Genomic DNA, 22,282 nt, shown 5'->3' on the forward strand with positions numbered 1-22,282 from the left:
CTGAACAATCCGCGATGGATCTCGGCGGACAGTTGACTGAAAACACGACACCCGTGGACGCAACTGAAGCAGCCGCTACGACGTGGCCCCCCTCACCGCATCCTGCGCCCCACCTTGCGCTCGCCTGCCAAGCCGGCTCAGCGCACCTCGGCGATCTCGACCCCGTCCAGGCCCTGCGCCAGGGTGCGCGCATCGCCGCCCTGCGCCAGCTTGATGCGCAGGCGCACCTCGTTCTGCGAATCGGCGTGGCGCAGCGCATCCTCGTAGCTGATCTCGCCGGCCTGGTACAGCTCGAACAGGCTCTGGTCGAAGGTCTTCATGCCCAGGTTGGTGGACTCCTTCATCACGTCCTTGAGCTTGTGGATCTCGCCCTCGCGGATGTAGTCCTGCACCAGCGGCGTACCGAGCATGATCTCCATGGCCACGCGGCGGCCCTTGCCGTCCGGGGTCGGGATCAGCTGCTGCGCGACCACGCCGCGCAGGTTCAGCGACAGGTCCATCAGCAGCTGGCTGCGACGGTCCTCGGGGAAGAAGTTGATGACGCGGTCCATCGCCTGGTTGGCGTTGTTGGCGTGCAGGGTGCACAGCACCAGGTGGCCGGTCTCGGCGAAGGAGATGGCATGGTCCATGCCCTCGCGGGTGCGCACCTCGCCGATCATGATCACGTCCGGCGCCTGGCGCAGGGTGTTCTTCAGTGCGTTCTCCCAGCTGTCGGTGTCGATGCCGACCTCGCGCTGGGTGATGATGCAGCCCTCGTGCTTGTGCACGAACTCGATCGGGTCCTCGATGGTGATGATGTGCCCGGTGGAGTTCTGATTGCGGTAGCCGATCATCGCCGCCAGCGAGGTCGACTTGCCGGTGCCGGTGGCGCCGACGAAGATGATGATGCCGCGCTTGGTCATCGCCAGGGTCTTGATCACCGGCGGCAGGTTCAGCTCGTCCACGCTGGGAATGCGCGTCTCGATCCGGCGCAGCACCATGCCGACCTGGTTGCGCTGGTAGAAGCAACTGACGCGGAAGCGCCCGACCCCGGCCACGCCGATGGCGAAGTTGCACTCGTGGGTCTTCTCGAACTCCTCGCGCTGCGCTGGCGTCATCACGTTCAGCACCAGGTCGCGGCTCTGCTGCGGGGTCAGCGGCGTCTGCGTGATCGGGGTGATCTTGCCGTGCACCTTGATCGCCGGCGGCATGCCCGAGGTAATGAACAGGTCCGACGCCTTCTGGTGCGCCATCAGTTTCAGGAAGGAGGTGAAGTCGATGGTGCTCATGGTCGGCTCCTTCGGAGCTGAGAATCGGGAATGGAGAATCGGGAATCGCAGCAGCGGGCATCCGGAAGCGGGAAGGATGGGGCGGTTGCTCTTCCCGTTCCCGATTCCCTATTCCCGATTCCCGGCCTCACTCGAACAACCGCTTGTCCTTGGCGTACTCGCGAGCCTGGTTGCGGGTGATCAGGCTGCGCTTGACCAGGTCCTGCAGGTGCTGGTCCAGGGTCTGCATGCCGTTCTGCTGGCCGGTCTGGATCGCCGAGTACATCTGCGCGACCTTGTCCTCGCGGATCAGGTTGCGGATGGCGGGGGTGCCGACCATGATTTCCCAGGCCGCGGTGCGGCCGCCGCCGACCTTCTTCAGCAGCGCCTGCGAGATCACCGCGCGCAGCGACTCGGACAGCATCGAACGCACCATCGGCTTCTCGCCGGCGGGGAACACGTCGATGATGCGGTCGATGGTCTTGGCCGCCGAGCTGGTATGCAGGGTGCCGAACACCAGGTGGCCGGTTTCCGCCGCGGTCAGCGCCAGGCGGATGGTTTCCAGGTCGCGCAACTCGCCGACCAGGATGATGTCCGGGTCTTCGCGCAACGCCGAGCGCAGCGCCTCGTTGAAGCCGTGGGTGTCGCGGTGCACCTCGCGCTGGTTGATCAGGCACTTCTGCGAGGTGTGCACGAATTCGATCGGATCCTCGACGGTGAGGATGTGGCCGTATTCGTTCTTGTTGATGTAGTCGATCATGCCGGCGAGCGTGGTCGACTTGCCCGAGCCGGTCGGCCCGGTGACCAGGATCAGGCCCTGCGGCTGGTCGATCAGCTGGCGGAAGATCGGCGGGCAGCCGAGGTCTTCCAGGGTCAGCACTTCCGAGGGAATGGTGCGGAACACCGCGCCGGCGCCGCGGTTCTGGTTGAACGCGTTGACGCGGAAGCGCGCCAGGCTGGGAATCTCGAAGGAAAAGTCGACCTCGAGGAATTCCTCGTAGTCGCGGCGCTGCTTGTCCGACATGATGTCGTAGACAAGCGCATGCACCTGCTTGTGGTCCAGCGCCGGAATGTTGATGCGGCGGACGTCGCCATCGACCCGGATCATCGGCGGCAGGCCCGCGGACAGGTGCAGGTCGGACGCCTTGTTCTTGACCGAGAACGCCAATAGTTCAGCGATATCCATACGCTGCTTTTCCCCTTGGGCTGCGACTGGAAGGATGATTCCCCGGCCGGCAGTATAGCGCCCTTCCCTTTGCCGGAACGCCGCCGTGCCCCTCTCTCCGCTGCAACAGATTCGCCTGGACATGGACCGCGCCGCCGACGCCGCAGGGCGCCCGCACGCGCAGTTGCTGGCGGTGTCCAAGACCCAGCCGGCCGAGGCCGTGGCGGCGCTGGCCGCGCAGGGGCAGCGCGCCTTCGGCGAGAACTATGTGCAGGAAGCGGCGGCCAAGATCGCCGCGCTGGCCGCGGCCGGACTGGAATGGCATCTGATCGGCCACCTGCAGTCGAACAAGGCCGAACAGGCGGCGACGCTGTTCGACTGGGTGCAGACCGTGGACCGGCCCAAGCTGGTCGCCGCCCTGGCCAAGGGCCGCGCGGCAGCACCCGAACGCGCGCCGCTGAACGTGCTGATCCAGGTCAACATCGACGACGAGGCCAGCAAGCATGGCTGCCAGCCCGACGCCGTGGACGTGCTGGCCGCGGCCATCGCCGCGCAGCCGGCGCTGATGCTGCGCGGGCTGATGGCCATTCCCGCGCCGTGGCCGGAGGCCGAACGCCGCATCGACGCGTTCGCGCGCATGCACGCCCTGTTCGCGCGGCTGCGCACCGCCCACCCGCAGGTCGACACCTTGTCGATGGGCATGAGCGGCGACTTCGCCGACGCCATCGCCGCCGGCGCCACCATGGTGCGGGTCGGCACCGCCCTGTTCGGGGCGCGCGGTCCGCGCGCTTCCGGCTGAACCCCCTGCTGCCGCGCCGCATTACCGCAGTGCCCGTGACACCGTGATGATTTGTCTACGGCCGCTTCAAAATCGATTCACCAACATCGGAATTCTGTCGTAGGCGATCTTGTTGAAAACCATAGAGTTTCGGGATGAATGAAAGGTTTGCGCCGACAGCGCTTCCTGAACCATGCGACACGGTTGCAAACCGTTAATTCAGTCACGTTTCAGACGCACGCGCTTCGCTTCCATGGCGGCCGACCGCGGGTACTCCGCAGTCCATTGCCGAATGCGCTCGGCTCGAACGAGGTCACAGATGCAAGCATCCACCCGATTGCTGTTCGCCTCCTGCGTCATTGGTCTGCTGCACGTCCCCGCGGCGATGGCCGCGCCGACGGCGACACCGGCCTGGACCAACGAAGAAGCGATGATGTCGCCCGCGGAAGTCCAGGCACGCACCGCCTGGCGCGAAACCATGGCGCATCAACCGACGCCGGCGGAAGGCTGCTTCCATGCCAACTTCCCCGATACGCAGTGGCAAACGGACGTCTGCAAGACCCTGACCCGCCGCGTGCATCCGATCCCGCACAAGATCCTGTTCGGCGCCACCGAGACCACCGGCAACGGCTACGACTACGCGCTGCGTTCCAGCAGCTTGATCAGCAAGGTCGTGGGCAGCTTCCCGCAGGTGACCGGCGTGACCTCGGAGAAAGGCGTGGGCGTGGCCTCCTTCGGCGGCGGCGGCATCCTCGGCCCGAACGAGTACTCGCTGCAGATCAACTCCAACTACAACGCCACCACCAGCGTCTGCGGCGGCCGCTCCGGCTGCACCGTGTGGCAGCAGTTCGTCTACGCCACCGACTACGAGACCCAGGGCCAGGCCGCAGTGTTCATGCAGTACTGGCTGATCGGCTACGGCAGCAGCTGCCCGAGCGGCTGGATGAGCGGCGGCGGTTCGGACTGCTACCGCAACAGCAATGCGGTCAGCGCGCCGGACGTGCCGGCCACGCAACTGGCCAACCTCAAGCTGACCGGTTCGGCCACCGCCAACGGCAACGACACCATCACCTTCACCAACAACGGCACCGCCTACAGCGTCAGCGCCAGGGACAGCGTGGTCAAGCTGGCCACCGTGTGGAAGGACGCCGAGTTCAACGTGGTCGGCAACGCCGGCGGTTCCAGCGCCAACTTCAACTCCGGCTCGTCGATCACGGTGAAGGTGGCCGCCACCAACGGCTCCACCGCCGCCCCGACCTGCGCGGCCAATGCCGGCAGCACCGGCGAGACCAACAACCTCAACCTGGGCAGCTGCTCGACGGCCGGCGGCAGCACGCCGTCGATCACCTTCACCGAGTCCAACTGAGTCCGTCGCGCCGGTCCGCATGGCGGCCGGCGCGTTCTTCCGCAGCGTGACCCGGACTGCGCCGCACCGCAGCAACGCAGCGCGGCGCAGCCGCTACCATGGCGCTCCCTCTTTGCGACGGTGCGCACATGGCTTCTGCTTCCCCCGATTCCCAAGCGGCCGATATCGCCTTCATCGGCGGCGGCAACATGGCGCGCAGCCTGATCGCCGGGTTGGTCCGGCAGGGCGCCGATCCGCGCCGCATCCGTGTGGCCGAGCCGGTGGCGGCACTGCGCGAAGCCCTGGTCGCCGAGTACGCCGTCCACGCCGTCGCCTCCGCGGCCGAAGCCGCCGACGGCGCGGCGCTGTGGATGTTCGCGGTCAAGCCGCAAGTGCTGCGTGGGGTCTGCACCGAACTGGCCACGCTGGCGCTGGCGCAGCGGCCGCTGCTGGTGTCCATCGCCGCCGGCATCACCACCGCGCAACTGGACCGCTGGCTAGGCGATGGTCACGCCTTGGTCCGCGCGATGCCGAACACCCCGGCCCTGCTCGGCGCCGGCGTCACCGGCCTGTTCGCCAGCGCCGGCGTCGACGCCGGACAGCGCGCCCACGCCGAGCGCGTCTTGGCCGCCGCCGGGGTCACCGTGTGGGTCGAGGACGAGGCGCTGATCGATGCGGTCACCGCGGTGTCCGGCAGTGGGCCCGCCTACGTGTTCCTGCTCGCCGAGGCGATGGAAGCGGCCGGCATCGCCCAGGGCCTGCCCGCCGACACCGCGCGTACCCTGACCCTGCAGACCGTGCTCGGCGCGGCGCGCATGCTCACCGAATCCGGCGAGGCGCCGAGCGAACTGCGCCGGCGGGTGACCTCGCCCAACGGCACCACCCAGGCCGCGATCGAGACCTTCCAGCGGGGCGGCTTCGAGGCGCTGACTGAAGCCGCGATCGCCGCGGCGGCGCAACGCGGCCGTGCCCTGTCCGCCGCCAACGACGACTGAGCGCGGCGGGCACCAGACGGGCACGGACGGTACTCGGCATCGGCATCGCCCCCCCGTACACTGCGACTCCTGCGCGCCGTCCGTATCCCCCCGGGCGACTGCGTAAGACCTGTTGTTCGCCACGCCAACCCGGAGAACGCCGATGCGTGTCCTGCCCGTTGCGCTGCTGTGCCTGGCCCTGGCCGCCTGCTCGGACCAGGACACCCCACGCCCGGCGACACTGCTCGCCGCCACCCCGGCGCAGGCCGATTTCGGCACGCTGCGCGTGCACTACAACGCCTTGCCCACCCTGGCGATGAGCGAAGACGTGGCGCGCCGCTACGGCATCGCCCGCGAGGCCGACACCGCGTTGGTGATGATCGCGCTGCGCACCCTGCATGGCGGCGAGGAAGCACCGGCGGTGGGCACGGTGGAGGCGGTGGCGACCGACCTCAGCGGCCAGCGCCAGCCGGTGGCGCTGCGCGCGGTCCGCACCGACGCCTACACCGACTACGTCGGCACGGTGCGCAGCAGCGCCCACGACCAGCTGCGCTTCGTGGTGGAGGTACGCAGTGCCGACGGCACCGGCACGGTGCGCTTCACCCGCAACTTCTAGCGCGTAGCGCGCGTCCGCGTTGCGCAGGCAACACAAACCACCGTAGGAGCGGCTCTTGTCCCCTATTTGGGATCAGCCGCGACTGGCGTTACCGGGAATCCCCGGTCGCGGCTGCAACCGCGCCTACGGAAAGATCGATAGACCGACCGGCGCAGAGCGAGCGCGGTCAATTGTGGGAGGGACTTCAGTCCCGACGCGGTCGCGGTGGACGGGGCGACATTACACGCGGCGGCTGCGCGCGCACGCAGCGCTCACTCCTCCGTCCAGCGCTGCGGCCCATCGCCGTGCGCGGCCAGGGTGTCGGCCGGGTTGCTGAGCCGGCAGCGGCGCAGCGACAGGCAGCCGCAGCCGATGCAGTCGGTGAGCTGGTGGCGCAGGCGGGTCAGCTGCAGGATGCGTGCGTCCAGTTCCTCGCGCCACACCGCCGACATCCGTGCCCACTCGGCGCGGGTCGGGGTGCGCGCGTCGGGCAACTGCGCGAAGGCGGCCCTGACGCTGTCCAGCGGCACGCCGACGCGTTGCGCCACGCGGATCACCGCCAGCCGGCGCAGCACGTCGCGCGTGTAGCGACGCTGGTTGCCGGCGGTACGCATGCTGCGGATCAGGCCCTTGCTCTCGTAGAAATGCAGCGCCGACACGGCCACACCGCTGCGCGCGGCGACCTGTCCGACGCTCAGTTCCTCCTGCATCGCTTGACCTCGAGTCCGGTTGAGGTTGCATGCTGCACGGGCTGCACGCGCCCACGCAAGTCGCCGCCGGCAGACGTCCACCCGTTTTCCCAGGTTCGCCGATGCAAGACCACGCCACCACCGCCGCTGTTCCACCCGCCCCTGCCGCTGCCGGCTCCGTGCTGGCGCCGGCCTACCGCGCCACCACCGTCGGCATGGTCGCGCTGGTGTCGCTGATCGCCTTCGAGGCGCTGGCGGTGGCCGCGGCGATGCCGACCGTGGCCCGCGAACTGGACGGCCTGCGGCTGTACGCGCTGGCCTTCGGCGGGACCCTGGCCACCAGCGTGATCGGCATGACCGTGGCCGGGCGCTGGAGCGACCTGCACGGGCCGGCGACGCCGCTATGGACCGGCCTGGCCTGCTTCGTCTGCGGGCTGCTGCTGGCCGGCTTCGCCCCGTCGATGGGATTCCTGCTGGCCGGCCGGCTGGTGCAGGGCCTGGGCGCCGGCGCGATCTCGGTCGTGCTGTACGTGCTGGTCGCGCGGCTGTATCCGCAGGCGATCCGCCCGCGCATGTTCGCCGCGTTCTCCGCCGGCTGGGTGGTGCCGTCGCTGATCGGCCCCAGCATCAGCGGGTTGATCGTCGAGCACGTCGGCTGGCGCTGGGTGTTCCTGGCGGTACCGCTGCTGGCGCTGCCGGCGGCGGCGCTGCTGTGGCCGGCGCTGCGGCGCCTGCCGCCTGCCGCGAGCGCGGACGGCGCCAGCGGCGCGGCGCGGCGGTGGTCGTTGGGCGCCGCGGCCGGCGTCTGCCTGCTGTATGTGGGCGGCCAGCAGCGCGGGCTGTGGGCGGCGCTGCTGCTGCCGTCGGCGCTGGCGCTGTTGGCGCTGTGCACCTGGCGGCTGCTGCCGGCCGGCACCCTGCGCGCCGCGCGCGGCCTGCCCAGCGTGATCGCGCTGCGCGGCATCGCCGGCTCGGCGTTCTTCGGCTGCGAGGCGTTCCTGCCGCTGCTGCTGTCGCGCGAGCGCGGGCTGTCGCCGGTGTGGGCAGGCGTGGCGCTGAGCGCCGGCGCGCTCGGCTGGTTCGCCAGTTCCTGGTACCAGGGCCACTACGGCCGCGATGCCACCCGCCTGCGGCGGCTGCGGCTGGGCTGCACACTGATGGCGCTGGGCATCGCGGCCACGGCGCTGGCGCTGCTGCCGGCAGTGCCGGCAGCGCTGGCGATCGGCGGCTGGACCGCGACCGGCCTGGGCATGGGCCTGATCTACCCGACCCTGGCGGTGCTGACCCTGACCCTGTCGCCGCCGGCGCGGCAGGGCCGCAACAGTTCGGCGCTGCAGTTGAGCGAGGCGATTGCGGTGGCGACCACGCTGGCGGTCGGCGGCTCGCTGTTCGCCGCGCTGCTGGCGTACTCGGCCAATGCGGCTTACCTGTCGACCTTCGCCGTCGCCGCGCTCATGGCCCTGCTCGGCCTGAGCATCGCCGGCCGCACCCAGCCGGCGCCGGGCTAACGGAATCGTCGCGTCCGGCGCCCGCCGCGGCGTGGTGGCGAGCGCCACAAGCAGGATCGAGGAAGAGGCGATCCGTTCGCGGGGCGATGCCGCGGCGACGCACGGACGTCGCGCCGGTTCGGCTCTTGGCCTGGAGGGCCCGCCCTAGCGCGCGCCCACGCCCCTGGCCCAGGCCTGGATGATGTCGGCGATGGCACGCACGCCGTCGGTGAGGGCCGCCGGCCCCGGCTGCAGGATCAGCGGCGACTTGATCTCGAACAGCTGCCCGTCGCGCACCGCCGGAATCGCCGACCAGCCCGGCCGCGCGGCGACGCGCTCGGGACGGAAGCGCTTGCCGCACCAGGAGCCGAGGATGATGTCCGGCGCGCGCCGCACCACCTCGTCGCCGTTGGCCAGGATCCGCGCCTTGGCCAACGGCTGCACCGACAGTTCCGGGAACACGTCCTCGCCGCCGGCGATGCCCACCAGTTCGGCCACCCAGCGGATCCCGGTGATGATGGGCTCGTCCCATTCCTCCAGGTACACCCGCGGCCGCTGCGGCAAGGTGGCGGCCTGTGCGGCGATGGCGTCGAGGCCGCGCTGCAGTTCGTCGGCATAGGCCACGGCGCGCGGCCCGGCGCCGACCAGCGCGCCGAGCCGGCGGATGTAGTCGAGGATGCCGTCGACGCTGCGATGGTTGGCGATCCACACCTCCACACCATGCCGTACCAGTTCGGCGGCGACGTCGGCCTGGATGTCGGAGAAGCCGATGGCGAGGTCCGGCTGCAGCTTGAGGATCTCGCCGATCTTGGCGCTGGTGAAGGCGCTGACCTTGGGCTTGTCGCGGCGCGCCTGCGGCGGGCGCACGGTGAAGCCGCTGATGCCGACGATGCGCTGCTGTTCGCCGAGCGCGTACAGCGTCTCGGTCGGCTCTTCGGTCAGGCAGACGATGCGCTGCGGGCCCACGCTCAGTGCGCCTCGCCCGAGCACGCGCGCACCGCGGCGGCGGTGCCGCGGCAGGCGGGGCCGGCGCCGCTCACGGGAACAGCATCCGCTTGCTCCAGTGGCCGGCGGCGTCGGCCTCGTAGCGCCAGCGCTCGTGCAGACGGTACTTGGCGCCGTACCAGAACTCGAAACTGCGCGGCACCACGCGGAACCCGCCCCAGCCGTCCGGGCGCGGCACCTCGCGGCCCTCGAAGGTGGCCTCGGCCTTGGCCACGCGTTCCTCGAATTCCTCGCGCGAGGCCAGCGTGCGCGACTGCGCCGAGGCCCAGGCGCCGATCTGGCTCATGCGCGGGCGCGAGGCGAAATAGGCATCGGCCTCGGCCGCGGCGACCAGTTGCACCTCGCCGTCGATGCGCACCTGCACCCCGTCCTCGCGCATGCGCCGCCACAGGAACAGCAGCGAGGCCTGCGGATTGGCCTGCAGCTCGCGGCCCTTCTGGCTGTCCAGATGGGTGTAGAACACGAAGCCGCGCGCGTCGTAGGCCTTCAGCAGCACCACCCGCGACGAGGGGCGCGCCTCCAGCGTGGCCGAGGACACGACCATGGCGTTGTATTCGGCCTCGTCGCTGGTGCGCGCCTCGGCGAACAGGTCGGCAAACGTGGAGAGGGCTTCGGCGTAGAGATCGGGCATGGCGACAGGCACTCGGCGGACGATGCGCCATTGTCGCGCCATGCACCGCGCGACGCACGCTTCGCCGCGCGAGGCCCCGCGCACGCGCCTGCGCGGCGCGCGGGGCGGCACCGGTGTCTGCTAGCATCGGCGGATGAATCCCGCCCCCAACCTGGTGCTGGTCGGCCCGATGGGCGCCGGCAAGAGCGTCATCGGTCGCCGCCTGGCCGAGCGCTTCGGCCTGGTCTTCGTCGACAGCGACCAGACCATCGTCGAGCGCACCAGCGCCAGCATCGCTTCGCTGTTCGAACACGCCGGCGAAGCCGGTTTCCGCGAGCACGAGCGCGCGGTGCTGGAAAGCATCCTGAGCACGCCCGGCCACCTGATCTCCACCGGCGGCGGCGCCGTGCTCAATGCCGACAGCCGCCGCGAGATGCGCGAGCACGGCTTCGTGGTGTACCTGCGGGTGGGCGTGGCCGCGCAACTGCAGCGCCTGCACCGCGACCGCAGCCGCCCGCTGCTGCAGCGTGGCGACCGCGAGCAGGTGCTGCGCGACCTGCACGCGGTGCGCGAACCGCTGTACCGCGAGGTCGCCGACCTGATCCTGGACACCGACCACTTCACCCCGGCCGAGGCCACCGCGCAGCTGGTCGTGCGCCTGGCCGCGTCGTGGAAACTTCCGGAACCCACTGCATGACCGCAGCATCGCGCACGGTCCAGGTCGCTGGCGACCCGGCCTACACCATCCACATCGGCCCCGGCCTGCTCGACGACGGTGCCGCCCTCGCCGCGCACGTGCGCGGCCGCCATGTGCTGCTGCTCAGCGACAGCCAGGTGGCGCCGCTGTATGCCGCGCAGGTTCGCAGCGCGCTGCTGGCGGCACGCCCGGAGTTGCAGATCGGCGACTTCGTGATCCCCGCCGGCGAGGCCTCCAAGACCCTGGACCACTTCGCCGCGGCGATCGCCGCGCTGGCCGCCCTGGGCGCCACCCGCGACGCCTGCGTGCTGGCGCTGGGCGGCGGCGTGGTCGGCGACCTGGCCGGCTTCGCCGCCGCCTGCTGGATGCGCGGCGTGGATTGCGTGCAACTGCCGACCACGCTGCTGGCGATGGTCGACTCCTCGGTCGGCGGCAAGACCGCGGTGGACATCCCGCAGGGCAAGAACCTGGTCGGCGCCTTCCATCCGCCGCGCGCGGTGCTGGCCGACACCGCCACGCTGCGCAGCCTGCCGCCGCGCGAACTGCGCGCGGGGCTGGCCGAGGTGATCAAGTACGGCGCCATCCGCGATCCGCTGTTCTTCGAATGGCTGCATGCCGAACGTCGCGCGCTGCTGGCCGGCGAGCCGGCGGCGCTGGCGCAGGCGATCGCGCGCAGCTGCGAGCACAAGGCCGAGATCGTCGCCCGCGATCCGCTGGAAAAGGGCGAGCGCGCCCTGCTCAACCTCGGCCACACCTTCGGCCACGCCATCGAGACCGAACAGGGCTACGGCGCCCCGGACAACGCCAACCTCAACCACGGCGAAGCGGTGGCGGTGGGCATGGTGCTGGCCGCCGAGCTGTCGGCGCGGCTGGGCATGGCCAGCGCGCAGGACACGGCGCAGCTGCGCGCGCTGCTGCACGACTTCGGCTTGCCCACCGCGCTGCCGGCCGGGCTGGCGCCCGAGGCGCTGCTGGCGCGCATGCGCCTGGACAAGAAGAACCTGGCCGGACGCCTGCGATTGGTACTGTGGCGCGGCATCGGCCACGCCGAGATCGTCCCCGACGTGGACGAGGCCGAAGTGCTGGCGGTGCTGGCCACCGGCTGAGCGCGCAGGCCGCCGAGCGCGTGTCCGCGCGCGCCCGGCCACCCGCGACTGCCCCCCGCTCAGCGTGCCTGCCGCCACGCGCGCGGGCTCTGCCCCACCTGCGCCTTGAACACACGCGACACCGCGGCCTCGCTGCCGTAGCCCACCTCGTCGGCAAGCTGCTTCAGCGGCCGTCCTTCGCGCAGGCCGCGCTGCACCAGGGCGATGCGCCAGTCCTGCAGGTACTGGCCCGGGGTGCAGCCGAGGGTTTCGCGAAAGCTGCGCGCGAACGCACTGCGCGACATGCCGGCACGCGCGGCCAGGCTCTCCAGCGTCCACGGCTGCGCCGGGGCGTCGTGGATGCCGATCAGCGCCAGCCGCAGCCGCGCATCGGCCATCCCGGCGAGCATGCCGCCGTCGGCGAGCCCCTGCTCCATCAGTTCGCGGATCACGTGCACCAGCACCACCTCGAACAAGCGATTCAACACCGCCTGGCGCCCGCAATGCAGCGCGAACGCTTCCTCGAACAGGATCTGCAGCAGCGTCTCCCCCTGGCGCAGCGCGTCCAGCGGCAGACAGATGCAGGCGGGCAAGGCGCGCACCAGCGGATTGGCGGCACCGCCGCCGAAGCGCAGGTGCGCGCAGGCGAAATCCGCGCCGCGTTGCGCATCGGTCTCGAAGCGGTGCGGCATGGCCTGCGGGTACAGCAGCAGGCTCGGCCGGTCGATCCGCAGTACATGTCCGTCGCCGTTGTGGACGACCACGCTGCCCTGGCGCAGCAGGTGCAACTGGCCACGGTCGCCGTCGTCGAGGCGGTGCAGGCCGCACAGCGTACCGGCGTGGAAGACCTCGGCACTGACAGAGAAGTGGGTCAACAAGGCGGCCAGGCGATCGGCCATTTGGCACTCCAGGTAAAGTTTTAAGGACGATTCTCCACCTATCGTATCGCCTTGGCGCGCAAAGTCACTCCTGTCGCCGGCACACCGCCCGGCATGCCCCAGGAAACCGCCATGAAGACCCTGCTTCCCTTGCTCGCCACCTCGATGCTGGCCGGCGCGATCGGCACCGCCACCGCCGCAACGCCGGCCGACCAGCCCGCGCCGTTGCGCCCGGTCGCGACGTTCCTCGATGCGCTCAACGGCAGCGGCGGCAAGCCGATCGAACAGCTCACGCCGGCGCAGGCGCGGCAGGTGCTGCGCGATGCCCAGGCCAATACGCCGTTGCCGCCGGCCGAGGTCACCCGCACCACCATTCAGGCCGACGGCAAGCCGCTGAACCTGGTGATCGTGCGGCCGCCGCACACCGAGGGCCAGGTGTTGCCGGCCTTCATGTTCTTCCATGGCGGCGGCTGGGTGCTGGGCGACTTCCCGACCCACGAACGCCTGATCCGCGACTTGGTCAACGCCTCCGGCGCGGTGGCGGTCTATGTGGACTACACGCCTTCGCCGGAAGCGCAGTATCCGGTCGCCATCCACCAGGCCTATGCCGCCACCCGCTGGGTGGCCGAGCATGGCGCGCAGATCGGCGTGGACGGCAAGCGCCTGGCGCTGGCCGGCAACAGCGTCGGCGGCAACATGGTCGCGGCCGTGGCGCTGCAGGCCAAGGCGGCCGGAACACCGGCGCTGCGCTACGACCTGATGCTGTGGCCGGTGACCGACGCCCGCTTCGACGATGGCTCGTACCAGCAGTTCCAGAGCGGCTACTTCCTCACCCGCAACATGATGACCTGGTTCTGGGACAACTACACCACCGATCCCAAGGCCCGCGCCGAGATCACCGCCTCGCCGCTGCGCGCCACCCCGGCGCAACTGGCCGGCCTGCCGCCGACGCTGATCCAGACCGCCGAGCTGGACGTGCTGCGCGACGAGGGCGAAGCCTTCGGCCGCAAGCTGGACCAGGCCGGGGTGACGGTCACGGTGACCCGCTACAACGGGCTGATCCATGACTTCGGCCTGCTCAATGCCCTGCGCGACGTGCCCGCGGTGCGGACCGCGATCCAACAGGCGGGCGACGGACTGCGCGAGCACCTGAAGTAAGCGCAGCACCGGCGGCACGTCAGGCAGCGCGTCCTGGCTGCGGCGTGCCGCCCTACCCGCCCCAACGCACTCAGGGCTGGGCGCGCTCCAGCGACGCGTCCCCGCCCAGGGTGCGATACAGCGTCACCCGATTGGTGGCCGCGGTCAGTTCCACCGCGACCAGGCTGCGCTGCGCGGTGTAGTAGCTGCGCTGCGCATCCAGGTTGGACAGCGCGCTTTCCACGCCCTCGCGGTAGCGCTGCGCGCTGGCGTCGTAGGTGTTGGCGGCATCGGCGAGGAGCGCGCGCTGCGCCTGCACCTGCGCATCGATGGTGCCGCGCCGGGCCAGGGCATCGGCCACTTCGCCGAAGGCGGTCTGCACGGTCTTCTCATAACCGGCCACCGCGGCATCGCGCTGCGCCTCGGTGTAGCGCACATTGGCGCGCGCCGCGCCGCCATCGAACACGGTGTAGGCGACGCCGGCGCCCACCGACGCGGTGCGCGCGTCGTGGGTGAACAGCTGCGACAGCGCGGTGCTGGTCAGGCCCAGCAGGCCGCTCAGGCTGATGCTGGGAATCAACGCGGCACGCGCCGCACCGATCTGGGCGTTGACCGCACGCAGTTCGTATTCGGCCTGCACCACGTCGGGCCGACGCAGCAGCACGCTGGTGTCCAGGCCGGCCGGCGGATCGCCGATGCTGGCCGCGACCTCCTCGATCGAACCCGGCAACAGTGCCGGATCGACCGGAGCGCCCACCAGCAACTGCAGCGCATTGACGTCCTGCGCCAGCGCCGTGGTCTGCGCAGCCAGGTCGGCCTGCGCGGCATGCAGCACCTGGTTGGCCTGGTCCAGGTCCGAATGCGGCACGATGCCGCCATCCACCCGCTGTGCGGTCAGCGCCACGCTGGCGCCGGCGCTGCGTTCGGTGTCCTGCGCGAGCGTCAGCAGGCTGCGGTCGCTGGCATAGGTCAGCCAGGTCATGGCGATGTCGCCGACCAGGGTCAGGCGCGTGGCCCGGGCCGCGGCTTCCTGTTCCAGATAGCGCTGCTGCGCGGCCGTGCTCAGCGCGTGCAGCCGGCCGAACAGGTCGAGTTCGAACGCGGTGACGCCCACGCCGAGGTCGTAGTTGCTGGCATAACCGGAAGCCGGCGCAGCCGCTGCGTTGCCGCCCTGGGTCGTGTCGTTGCCCGGCGCCGCGCCCTTGCCGCGATAGGAGCGCGTGTAGGTCGCGCTGGTCCCCACCTCCGGCAGCAGGGCCGCGCGCTGTATCCGGTACTGCGCTCGCGCCTGGGCGATATCGGCGAGCGCGATCCGCAGGTCGCGGTTGTGGTCCAGCGCCTGCGCGATCAGCGCCTGCAGCCGCGGGTCGGCGAACACCTGCCGGTAGCTCAGCGACGGCAGCGTGGCCTCGTGCTGCGCCAGGTAGGCGTCGCCCACCGGCCACGACGGCGGGATCGGTGCGGCGGGACGCACATAGGCCGGCGTCAGGCTGCACGCCGACAGCAGACACGCGGCGCCAAGCGCGAGCGCGCGCATCAGGCCGGCTCCGGCAGCGTCGGCGCCGATGGCGGCGCGGTGCCGTTGCGACGTGCGCGGCGGCGCGCCAGCCACTCGGCCATCGCGATGTGGAAGGCCGGGGTCAGATACAGGGTCAGCGCCTGCGAGAACAGCAGGCCGCCGACCACGGCGATGCCGAGCGGGCGCCGCGCCTCGGCACCGGCGCCGAAACCCAGCGCGATCGGCAACGAGCCCAGCACCGCCGCCAGGGTGGTCATCATGATCGGGCGGAAGCGCACCGTGGCCGCTTCCAGCATCGCCGCGCGCGGCTGCTGCCAGCGTTCCTCGCCGGAGCGCTCAAGGTCCAGCGCGTAGTCCACCATCATGATGCCGTTCTTCTTGACCAGCCCGACCAGCAGGATCAGGCCGACGAAGCTGAAGAGATTGAGCTCCTGACGGAACAGCACCAGCATGAGGATGGCGCCGAACCCGGCCAGCGGCAGCGAGGTCAGGATGGTGAGCGGGTGCAGCGCGTTCTCGTACAGGATCGCCAGCACGCCGTAGATCAGCAGCACGGTGATCAGCAGCAGCATCGGCAGCGTCTTCATCGAATTCTCGAAGGCCTGCGCCGAACCGGCGAACTGGCCGCTGATGGCGCGCGCGTCGTCCTTGCCCAGGGTCTGCGCCATCAGGTTGCCGATGCCGGCGGCGGCCTCGCCCAGCGACACGCCCGGCGCCAGGTTCATCGACAGCGTCACCGCCGGCAGGCCGGCGTAATGGTTGATCGCCACCGGCCCCACGCCCATGCGCACGTCGGCCACCGCGCGCAGCGGCACCATCGGGCCGCCGGCCGCGGTCAGCACCGCGCTGGTGCCGGAGCTGCTGTTGGAGGTCTGCGTGCCGATCGCGGTGATGCCGGGATTCTGGTTGCCGTTGAACGACAGCGCATCCAGGCCGTTGAGGTCGGCCTGCGCCGCGGGATCGACCTGCAGCAGCACTTCGTACTGATCGGTGTCGCCGTAGATGGTGCTGATCTTGCGGCCGCCGTAGGCACTGGCCAGGGTGTCCTGCAGGCCGGCGGCGGTGACGCCCAGCGCGGCGGCCTGCTCGCGGTGCAGCACCACCTCGATCTCCGGGTTCTTGAGCTGCAGGTCGCTCTGCGGATCCTGCACGTCGCGCAGTTGCCGCAGGCGCTGCAGGATGCTGTCGGACTGCGCGTACAGCGCCTTCTGGTCGGTGGATTGCAGCACGTACTGCAGCGACCCGTTCGAGGCCGTCGGCCCCATGTCGATCGCCGGCGGATTGCGCATGTTGAGGGTGATGCCCTGGATCGCGGCGACCTGCTTGCGCACGTCCTGGATCACCTCCTCGGCGCTGCCGCTGCGCTCGGACAGCGGCTTGAGCCCGATCAGCAGGCGCCCGCTGTTGCTGAGCGAATTGTCCGAGCCGATCACCGACTCCACGTTGGCCACGTTGGGATTGCGCTGGATGATCTTCACCACCGCCGCCTGCTTGGCGACGAAGTCGGCGAAGGCGGTGCCCTCGGGCACGCGGGTGTCGCCGTCGATCTTTCCCGAATCCACCTGCGGGATGAAGCCCTTCTCGACCACGGCGTAGACGCCGGCGGTGCCGACCAGGGTGGCCACGCCGATGACGCACATCAGGCCGATGCGCTCGGTCGCCCAGGCCAGCGAGCGCGCGTAGCCGCGTTCGCTGGCTTCGACCAGCCGATCGAAGCGCTCGAACACCCAGCCCGTGCTCTTCTTCGGGTCCAGCCAGCGGCTGGCGAGCATCGGCGTGAGGGTCAGCGAGACGATGCCGGACAGGATCACCGCGATCGCGATCACCATGCCGAACTCGGAGAACAACCGCCCGACCAATCCGCCCATGAACACGATCGGCAGAAACACCGCCGACAGCGACACGGTCATCGACAACACGGTGAAGCCGATCTCGCGCGAGGCGGCGATGGCCGCGTCCATCCGGCTGGCGCCCTGCTCGGCATGGCGGACGATGTTTTCGATGACCACGATGGCATCGTCCACCACGAAGCCGACCGACAGGGTCAGCGCCAGCATCGAGATGTTGTCCAGGCTGAAGTGCAGCAGGCGCATCACCGCGAAGGTGCCGATCAGCGAGGTCGGCAGCACCAGCGCCACGATCAGGGTCGCCATCCAGCTGCGCAGGAACAGCAGGATCACCACGATCACCAGCACCAGCGAGCCGACCAGGGTCCACTCCACGTCCTCCACCGAGGCGCCGATGTAGTCGCCGCGGTCGTAGAGCACGTCGAGCTGCGCGTCGCCGGGCAACTGCGCGCGAATCCCGGGCAGCGCCGCCTGGATGCCCTGGGTCACCGACAGCGTGTTGGCGCCCGGCTGGCGGTGGATGTTGATCTCGATCGCGCGCTGGCCGTTGAGCGAGGCGGCGGTCTGCAGGTTCTCGACGCTGTCCTCGGCATGGCCGACGTCGCGCAGGCGCACCGGCGCACCGTCCGCGTAGCTCAGCACCATGGCGTCGAAATCGGCCGCGCGCTTGAGCTGGCCGTCGGCGCGCACGGTGTAGGACCGCGCGCGCCCCATCAGTGTGCCGGCCGGCGCGTTGCTGTTGCCCGCCTGCACCGCCGACACCACCTGGTCGAAGCCCAGGTGGCGGGCGGCGAGCAGGTGCGGATTGACGAACAGGCGTACCGCGTACTTCTGCGCGCCGTTGACGTCGATCTGGCCGGCACCCGGCACCGAGGCCAGGCGCAGCGCCACGCGGTCCTTGGCGAACTGGTTGAGCAGCGGCAGCGCGATGGTCTTGGAGCGCAGGATCAGGTGCATGATCGGCGCGGCGCTGGGATCCTCCTTCTGGATCTGCGCCGGATTGATCTCGCGCGGCAGCAGGCCAGCCGCCTGCGAGACCGCGTTCTGCACGTCCTGCGCGGCGGCATCGACATTGCGGCTCAACGCGAACTGCAACACGATGCGCGTACTGCCGACGCTGCTGGTCGAACTCATCGTGTCCAGCCCGGGCAGGCCGCTGAACTGGCGCTCCAGCGGCGTCGCCACGGCCGCGGCCATGGTCTCGGGATTGGCGCCGGGCAGCGACATGTTGACGGTGATGGTCGGGAAGCTGACGTCGGGCAGCTCGCTGACCGGCAGCGCGAAGTAGGCCATGCCGCCGGCCAGCACCAGCGCGATCATCAGCACCGAGGTCATCACCGCGCGGCGGATGAACAGCGCCGACAGATTCACGCAGGCCGTCCGGTCGCCGCCGCGGTCGGCGTGGCGTGCGGGTTGCCGGATTGCACCGCGCTGCCGTCGCGCAGTTCGTTGGGCACGGTGAGGATGACGCGATCACCCGCGCGCAGGCCCTTGGCGATCACCGCCTGCCCGTCGACCATCCGCGCCACGGTCAGCGGCCGCGACACGGCATGGCCCTCGACCACGCAGTACACGTACGGCCCCTGCTGTCCCTGCTGCAAGGCGCTCTCGGGCACCGACAGCGCCTGCGGGTCCTCGGCCAGGATCACCCGCACGGTGACGAACTGCCCCGGCCACAGCGTGGCGCCGGCGTTGGCGAAGCGTGCGCGCAGCTCCAGCGTGCCGCTGCTGGTGTCGAAGGCATTGTCGAGAAACGCCACCTCGCCGCGCTCGAGCAGCGTGCCGCTCACCGCATCCAGCGCCAGCACCGGCAGCCCCAGGCCCTGGTGCCCCAGCGGCGCGGCGCGCACCGCATCGACCTGCACATGCGCCAGCGCGAAGCGCACCTCGATCGGCGTGCTGACGTTGAGCGTGACCAGCGCGGTACTGGACCCGCTGGACACCAGGTTGCCCGGCTTGACCGCGATGGCGCCGGCGCGGCCGTCGATGGGCGCGCGGACCTGGGTGTAGGCCAGCGACAGCTGCGTCTGCTCGACCTGCGCCTGGTCGGCGGCGACGGTGCCGCGCAGCGAGCGCAGCGTGTCGGCCGCCGTGGTGTAGGTCTTGGGATCGACCGCGCCGGTCCTGGACAGCTTGGCGTAGCGCGCCTCGGTATCGGCCGCATCCGCCGCCAGCGCCTGGTCGCGGGCAAGCGTGGCGCGCGCCTGCGCCAACGCCGCCCGCAGCGGACGCGGATCGATTGTGAACAGCAGTTGCCCGGCGTGGACCTGCTCGCCGTCATGGATCAGCACCGACTGCAGCACCCCATCGGCCTGCGCGCGCACCTCCACGGTCTGCGGCGACAGCAGCGTGCCGGAGGTCTCGATGATGTCCGGCACCCGGTGCGGCGCGACGGTCATGGTCTGCACGCGCAAGGGCTCGGGCGCCGGCGCGGGCTGCTGGCGGTGTGCGCGCCAAACCCAGCCGCCGAGGATCAGCAGGCACAGCACCGCCAATCCGGCGAAGACAGTGACCCGACCCAGGCCGCACGCCCTGCGTGGCGTTTGATAAGCGCTCGCGCGACGACGTGGCGCGCGCAACGACATGACGTCGTCGGAAATGGCAGCAGGCCGCGCGGGATCCCGTCCCGCGCCGACCTCGGGGTGCTGCCCAGGGAACCGCCCATTGCTCTGGCTTCGCATACCGGCCGCGTCCGCACTCGTGGTGAATGGCGATGCCGTGACACCAGGATCTCTGTGCGCACGCAGCGGCATAGCCTGTCCCAATGACGCCAGATCGCCAGTGATGGCTCCGTGATAGAACGCACATCAGAACGCGCAGTGTGCGTCGCCCTGTACACACGTCATCGACAGCGGCACGTCCCGGGTACCATCGCGGCGCCCGCCGGCCAGGAGCGATCCCGGCAATCACGGACTGCCGTCGCGCTCCACCACCAGCACCCGCGCCGGACCCTGCGGGTGCGCCACATGCTCGGTGCCTTCCGGCGCATGGAACACGTCGCCGGCTTGCAGCAGCGCCGCCTGCTCGGTGCCGTGCGCGCGCCAGCGCATCTGCACCTGCCCATCCAGCACCACGAATACTTCCGCCCCGTCGTTGACGTGCCAAACGTACGATTGGTCGGTCCAATGGATGCGCACGCCGATCCCGTCCAGCCGCGCCACCGGCAGCGCCTCCCAGGCGCGGCTGCCGGTGAACTCGCGCGCACGCAGCACCCGCGGCATGCCGCTCATGCCAGGTCCCGCGCGCGGCGGTTGGACTGCAGCACGTTGTCGCGCGGCAGCGGCTGCCCTGCCTGCACTGCCGCGATCCACTGCGCGGTGTCGGCGACCGCGGCGAAGTTGCTGTGGAACACCACCCCGAACACCCGGTGGATCTCCTCGGCGCTGGCCTGGCCGGCGGCGTTGGCATACGGCAGTGCGCCGCTGGCGTCGCCCAGCACTTCCACGGCCAACCCGCGGTGGAAGGCCTCGTACACGGTGGAGGCGTTGCAGTTGTGGGTCATGTAGCCGGCCACGGTCAGGGTGTCGATCGCCTGCGCGTGCAGCCAGGCGGCCAGGTCGGTGTCGGCGAACACGCTCGGCCGGGTCTTGCGCAGCAGCCGCGCATGCGGCCGCGCGGCGACCTGCGGGTGCAACGCCCAGCCGGCGCTGCCGTCGGCAAACACCGGCGCCTGCGCCGGCGCGGTGTGCTGCACCACCAGCACCGGCACGCCGTGCGCCTGCGCCGCATCCATCGCCTGCAGGATGTTGGGCAGCGACTGCGCCACCGGCGGATGGGCGATGGGCAGCGCGCCATCGAAATACTCGTTCTGGACATCGATGACCAGCAGGGCGCGGCGGGGAGAGGACATGCGGTGGCTCCAGGGCGAAGAGGCGGCCAGTGTCGGCGGCCGGAGGCGCGGCGACGAGTGGCCCGAAACACCGTTTTCGCTAAAATCGGGCCATGTCGCCGCATCGCCTCGCCGTGGTCGCCTTCGATCGCATCAGTCCCTTCCACCTGGCGGTGCCTTGTCAGGTGTTCGAGGCGCGGCCGGACACCGACCTGCCGGCCTTCGACCTGCGCGTGTGCGCCGCCGAGCCGGGACTGCTGCGCACCGACGCCGGCTTCGCCATCCAGGTGCAGCACGGCCTGGAGGCGCTGGACGGCGCCGACACGGTGATCGTGCCGTCCTGGCGCGACGCCGCCGAGCCGGCGCCGGCGGCGCTGTGCCAGGCGCTGCGCCGCGCCCACGCCGCCGGCGCGCAGGTGGTCGGGCTGTGCCTGGGCACCTTCGTGCTGGCCGACGCCGGCCTGCTCGACGGCCGCCCCGCCACCACCCACTGGGCGGCGCTGGCGCGCTTCGCGCAGCGCCATCCGCAGGTACGGCTGCAGCCGGACGTGCTGTACGTGGACGACGGCGACGTGCTGACCTCGGCCGGCACCGTGGCCGGCATCGATTGCTGCCTGCACCTGGTGCGGCGCCGCCACGGCGCCGCCGTCGCCAACCGCATCGCTCGGCGCCTGGTGGTGGCGCCGCACCGCCAGGGCGGGCAGGCGCAGTACGTCGAACAGCCGCTGCCGGCCAGCCGCCGCGACGCCCTGCTCGGTCCGACCCTGGACTGGATGCTGCAGCGGCTGGAGCAGCCGCTGCGCCTGGACGCGCTGGCCGCGCACGCGCGGATGAGCCGGCGCAGCTTCACCCGGCAGTTCCGCCAGGTGACCGGGACCACCGTGGTGCAGTGGCTGGCGCACCAGCGCCTGGTCCGCGCCCAGCAATTGCTGGAAAGCACCGACCTGGCGCTGGAGCGCATCGCCGCCGACTGCGGCTTCGGCAGCGCCGGCGCGCTGCGCCTGCAGTTCACGCGCGACCTGGGGTTGCCGCCGTCGGCGTATCGCCGCGGCTTCCGTGCCGGCTGAGCGGCCGCTGCGTTCCGCCGACCGGGCCACGTCGCCTGCACCGGCACCCGCTACAATCGGCGCATGCGCGTCTTCCTCCAGCAACGCCCCGACGGCAACGAGCCGCCACGCTACCTGCAGCTGACCCTGCAGCCGGACCTGCTCGGCGGCTGGGAACTGTTGCGCGAGAGCGGCCAGATCGGCGGCCGCGCGCAGCTGCGGCGCGAGCTCTACCTGCAGCAGGAAGACGCCAACGCCGCCTTCGAGAAAGCCCGCGACGCCCAGCTCAAGCGCGGCTTCCAGGTCATGTTCACCCGTGGCGCCGACGCGCCGCGCTAAGGAATCCCCC

At 70.8% G+C, this 22,282-nt stretch carries 21 protein-coding genes; 10 read left to right on the forward strand and 11 right to left on the reverse strand.

Going from position 1 to position 22,282, the window contains the following annotated elements; genetic code table 11:
• Positions 1-137: 137 nt before the first annotated feature.
• Positions 138-1,268: a PilT/PilU family type 4a pilus ATPase gene (locus SLW56_RS06540; protein ID WP_010344137.1), complete on the reverse strand. Its 1,131-nt coding sequence runs from the start codon at positions 1,266-1,268 to the stop codon at positions 138-140.
• A 127-nt stretch (positions 1,269-1,395) separates the two neighbouring features.
• Positions 1,396-2,433: a type IV pilus twitching motility protein PilT gene (locus SLW56_RS06545; RefSeq protein ID WP_010344138.1), complete on the reverse strand. Its 1,038-nt coding sequence runs from the start codon at positions 2,431-2,433 to the stop codon at positions 1,396-1,398.
• Between the two features lie 100 nt (positions 2,434-2,533).
• Here SLW56_RS06545 and SLW56_RS06550 point away from each other — a divergent pair, with 100 nt between their 5' ends.
• The 4 genes from SLW56_RS06550 to SLW56_RS06565 all read left to right on the forward strand — a co-directional run bounded on the left by SLW56_RS06550 (position 2,534) and on the right by SLW56_RS06565 (position 6,125).
• Entirely contained in the window at positions 2,534-3,211 is a 678-nt protein-coding gene (locus SLW56_RS06550) for a YggS family pyridoxal phosphate-dependent enzyme (RefSeq protein ID WP_295920467.1), read from the forward strand.
• Positions 3,212-3,527: 316 nt separating this feature from the next.
• Entirely contained in the window at positions 3,528-4,556 is a 1,029-nt protein-coding gene (locus SLW56_RS06555) for a hypothetical protein (protein ID WP_017913913.1), read from the forward strand.
• A 128-nt stretch (positions 4,557-4,684) separates the two neighbouring features.
• Positions 4,685-5,530, forward strand: coding sequence for a pyrroline-5-carboxylate reductase (gene proC / locus SLW56_RS06560; protein ID WP_152237481.1), 846 nt, complete (start codon positions 4,685-4,687; stop codon positions 5,528-5,530).
• 142 nt (positions 5,531-5,672) lie between these two features.
• Positions 5,673-6,125: a DUF4426 domain-containing protein gene (locus tag SLW56_RS06565; RefSeq protein WP_153753005.1), complete on the forward strand. Its 453-nt coding sequence runs from the start codon at positions 5,673-5,675 to the stop codon at positions 6,123-6,125.
• A 251-nt stretch (positions 6,126-6,376) separates the two neighbouring features.
• On the opposite strand, the gene soxR is transcribed toward SLW56_RS06565, so the two are convergent.
• Positions 6,377-6,814, reverse strand: coding sequence for a redox-sensitive transcriptional activator SoxR (gene soxR, locus SLW56_RS06570; protein WP_295923543.1), 438 nt, complete (start codon positions 6,812-6,814; stop codon positions 6,377-6,379).
• Positions 6,815-6,915: 101 nt separating this feature from the next.
• Between soxR and SLW56_RS06575 the strand changes: the two genes are divergently transcribed.
• Entirely contained in the window at positions 6,916-8,301 is a 1,386-nt protein-coding gene (locus tag SLW56_RS06575) for an MFS transporter (protein ID WP_320694528.1), read from the forward strand.
• Positions 8,302-8,445: 144 nt separating this feature from the next.
• Here the strand turns inward: SLW56_RS06575 and SLW56_RS06580 are convergent, their stop codons facing one another.
• Together SLW56_RS06580 and pdxH are read right to left on the reverse strand one after the other, a co-directional pair.
• Positions 8,446-9,246: a cobalamin-binding protein gene (locus SLW56_RS06580; RefSeq protein ID WP_320694588.1), complete on the reverse strand. Its 801-nt coding sequence runs from the start codon at positions 9,244-9,246 to the stop codon at positions 8,446-8,448.
• 70 nt (positions 9,247-9,316) lie between these two features.
• Positions 9,317-9,916, reverse strand: coding sequence for a pyridoxamine 5'-phosphate oxidase (gene pdxH, locus SLW56_RS06585; protein WP_017910874.1), 600 nt, complete (start codon positions 9,914-9,916; stop codon positions 9,317-9,319).
• A 133-nt stretch (positions 9,917-10,049) separates the two neighbouring features.
• On the opposite strand from pdxH, the gene SLW56_RS06590 reads away from it, so the two are divergent.
• Together SLW56_RS06590 and aroB are read left to right on the forward strand one after the other, a co-directional pair.
• Positions 10,050-10,592 carry a shikimate kinase gene (locus SLW56_RS06590; protein ID WP_320694529.1) on the forward strand — a complete coding sequence of 181 codons (543 nt, stop codon included), beginning with the start codon at positions 10,050-10,052 and terminating at the stop codon, positions 10,590-10,592.
• Positions 10,589-11,698: a 3-dehydroquinate synthase gene (gene aroB, locus SLW56_RS06595; RefSeq protein ID WP_267094472.1), complete on the forward strand. Its 1,110-nt coding sequence runs from the start codon at positions 10,589-10,591 to the stop codon at positions 11,696-11,698. The genes SLW56_RS06590 and aroB overlap by 4 nt, the downstream gene beginning before the upstream one ends.
• 59 nt (positions 11,699-11,757) lie before the next feature.
• Here aroB and SLW56_RS06600 read toward each other — a convergent pair whose 3' ends face one another.
• Positions 11,758-12,576 carry an AraC family transcriptional regulator gene (locus tag SLW56_RS06600; protein ID WP_320694530.1) on the reverse strand — a complete coding sequence of 273 codons (819 nt, stop codon included), beginning with the start codon at positions 12,574-12,576 and terminating at the stop codon, positions 11,758-11,760.
• 111 nt (positions 12,577-12,687) lie between these two features.
• Between SLW56_RS06600 and SLW56_RS06605 the strand changes: the two genes are divergently transcribed.
• On the forward strand, positions 12,688-13,713 hold the full coding sequence (locus SLW56_RS06605) for an alpha/beta hydrolase (protein WP_320694531.1): 1,026 nt from the start codon (positions 12,688-12,690) through the stop codon (positions 13,711-13,713).
• Between the two features lie 70 nt (positions 13,714-13,783).
• On the opposite strand, the gene SLW56_RS06610 is transcribed toward SLW56_RS06605, so the two are convergent.
• From SLW56_RS06610 to SLW56_RS06630, 5 genes are all read right to left on the reverse strand, one after another.
• On the reverse strand, positions 13,784-15,229 hold the full coding sequence (locus tag SLW56_RS06610) for an efflux transporter outer membrane subunit (protein ID WP_320694532.1): 1,446 nt from the start codon (positions 15,227-15,229) through the stop codon (positions 13,784-13,786).
• Entirely contained in the window at positions 15,229-18,429 is a 3,201-nt protein-coding gene (locus SLW56_RS06615) for an efflux RND transporter permease subunit (protein ID WP_320694533.1), read from the reverse strand. Before SLW56_RS06615 ends, SLW56_RS06610 begins: the two co-directional genes overlap by 1 nt.
• A complete protein-coding gene (locus SLW56_RS06620; protein WP_320694534.1) occupies positions 18,426-19,547 on the reverse strand; it encodes an efflux RND transporter periplasmic adaptor subunit in 1,122 nt (373 codons plus the stop codon). Before SLW56_RS06620 ends, SLW56_RS06615 begins: the two co-directional genes overlap by 4 nt.
• A gap of 417 nt (positions 19,548-19,964) precedes the next feature.
• Positions 19,965-20,288 (reverse strand): cupin domain-containing protein, encoded by a 324-nt coding sequence (locus SLW56_RS06625; protein ID WP_017908957.1) that lies wholly within the window; start codon positions 20,286-20,288, stop codon positions 19,965-19,967.
• Complete coding sequence (locus tag SLW56_RS06630) at positions 20,285-20,908, reverse strand: cysteine hydrolase family protein (protein ID WP_295923563.1); 624 nt, start codon at positions 20,906-20,908, stop codon at positions 20,285-20,287. The genes SLW56_RS06625 and SLW56_RS06630 overlap by 4 nt, the downstream gene beginning before the upstream one ends.
• Positions 20,909-21,000: 92 nt before the next feature.
• Here SLW56_RS06630 and SLW56_RS06635 point away from each other — a divergent pair, with 92 nt between their 5' ends.
• Positions 21,001-21,954: a helix-turn-helix domain-containing protein gene (locus SLW56_RS06635; RefSeq protein WP_295923566.1), complete on the forward strand. Its 954-nt coding sequence runs from the start codon at positions 21,001-21,003 to the stop codon at positions 21,952-21,954.
• A 63-nt stretch (positions 21,955-22,017) separates the two neighbouring features.
• A complete protein-coding gene (locus tag SLW56_RS06640; RefSeq protein WP_010344159.1) occupies positions 22,018-22,272 on the forward strand; it encodes a WGR domain-containing protein in 255 nt (84 codons plus the stop codon).
• Positions 22,273-22,282: the final 10 nt, after the last annotated feature.

This window comes from Xanthomonas sp. LF07-6 (assembly GCF_034105445.1).
Lineage (GTDB): Bacteria > Pseudomonadota > Gammaproteobacteria > Xanthomonadales > Xanthomonadaceae > Xanthomonas_A > Xanthomonas_A sontii.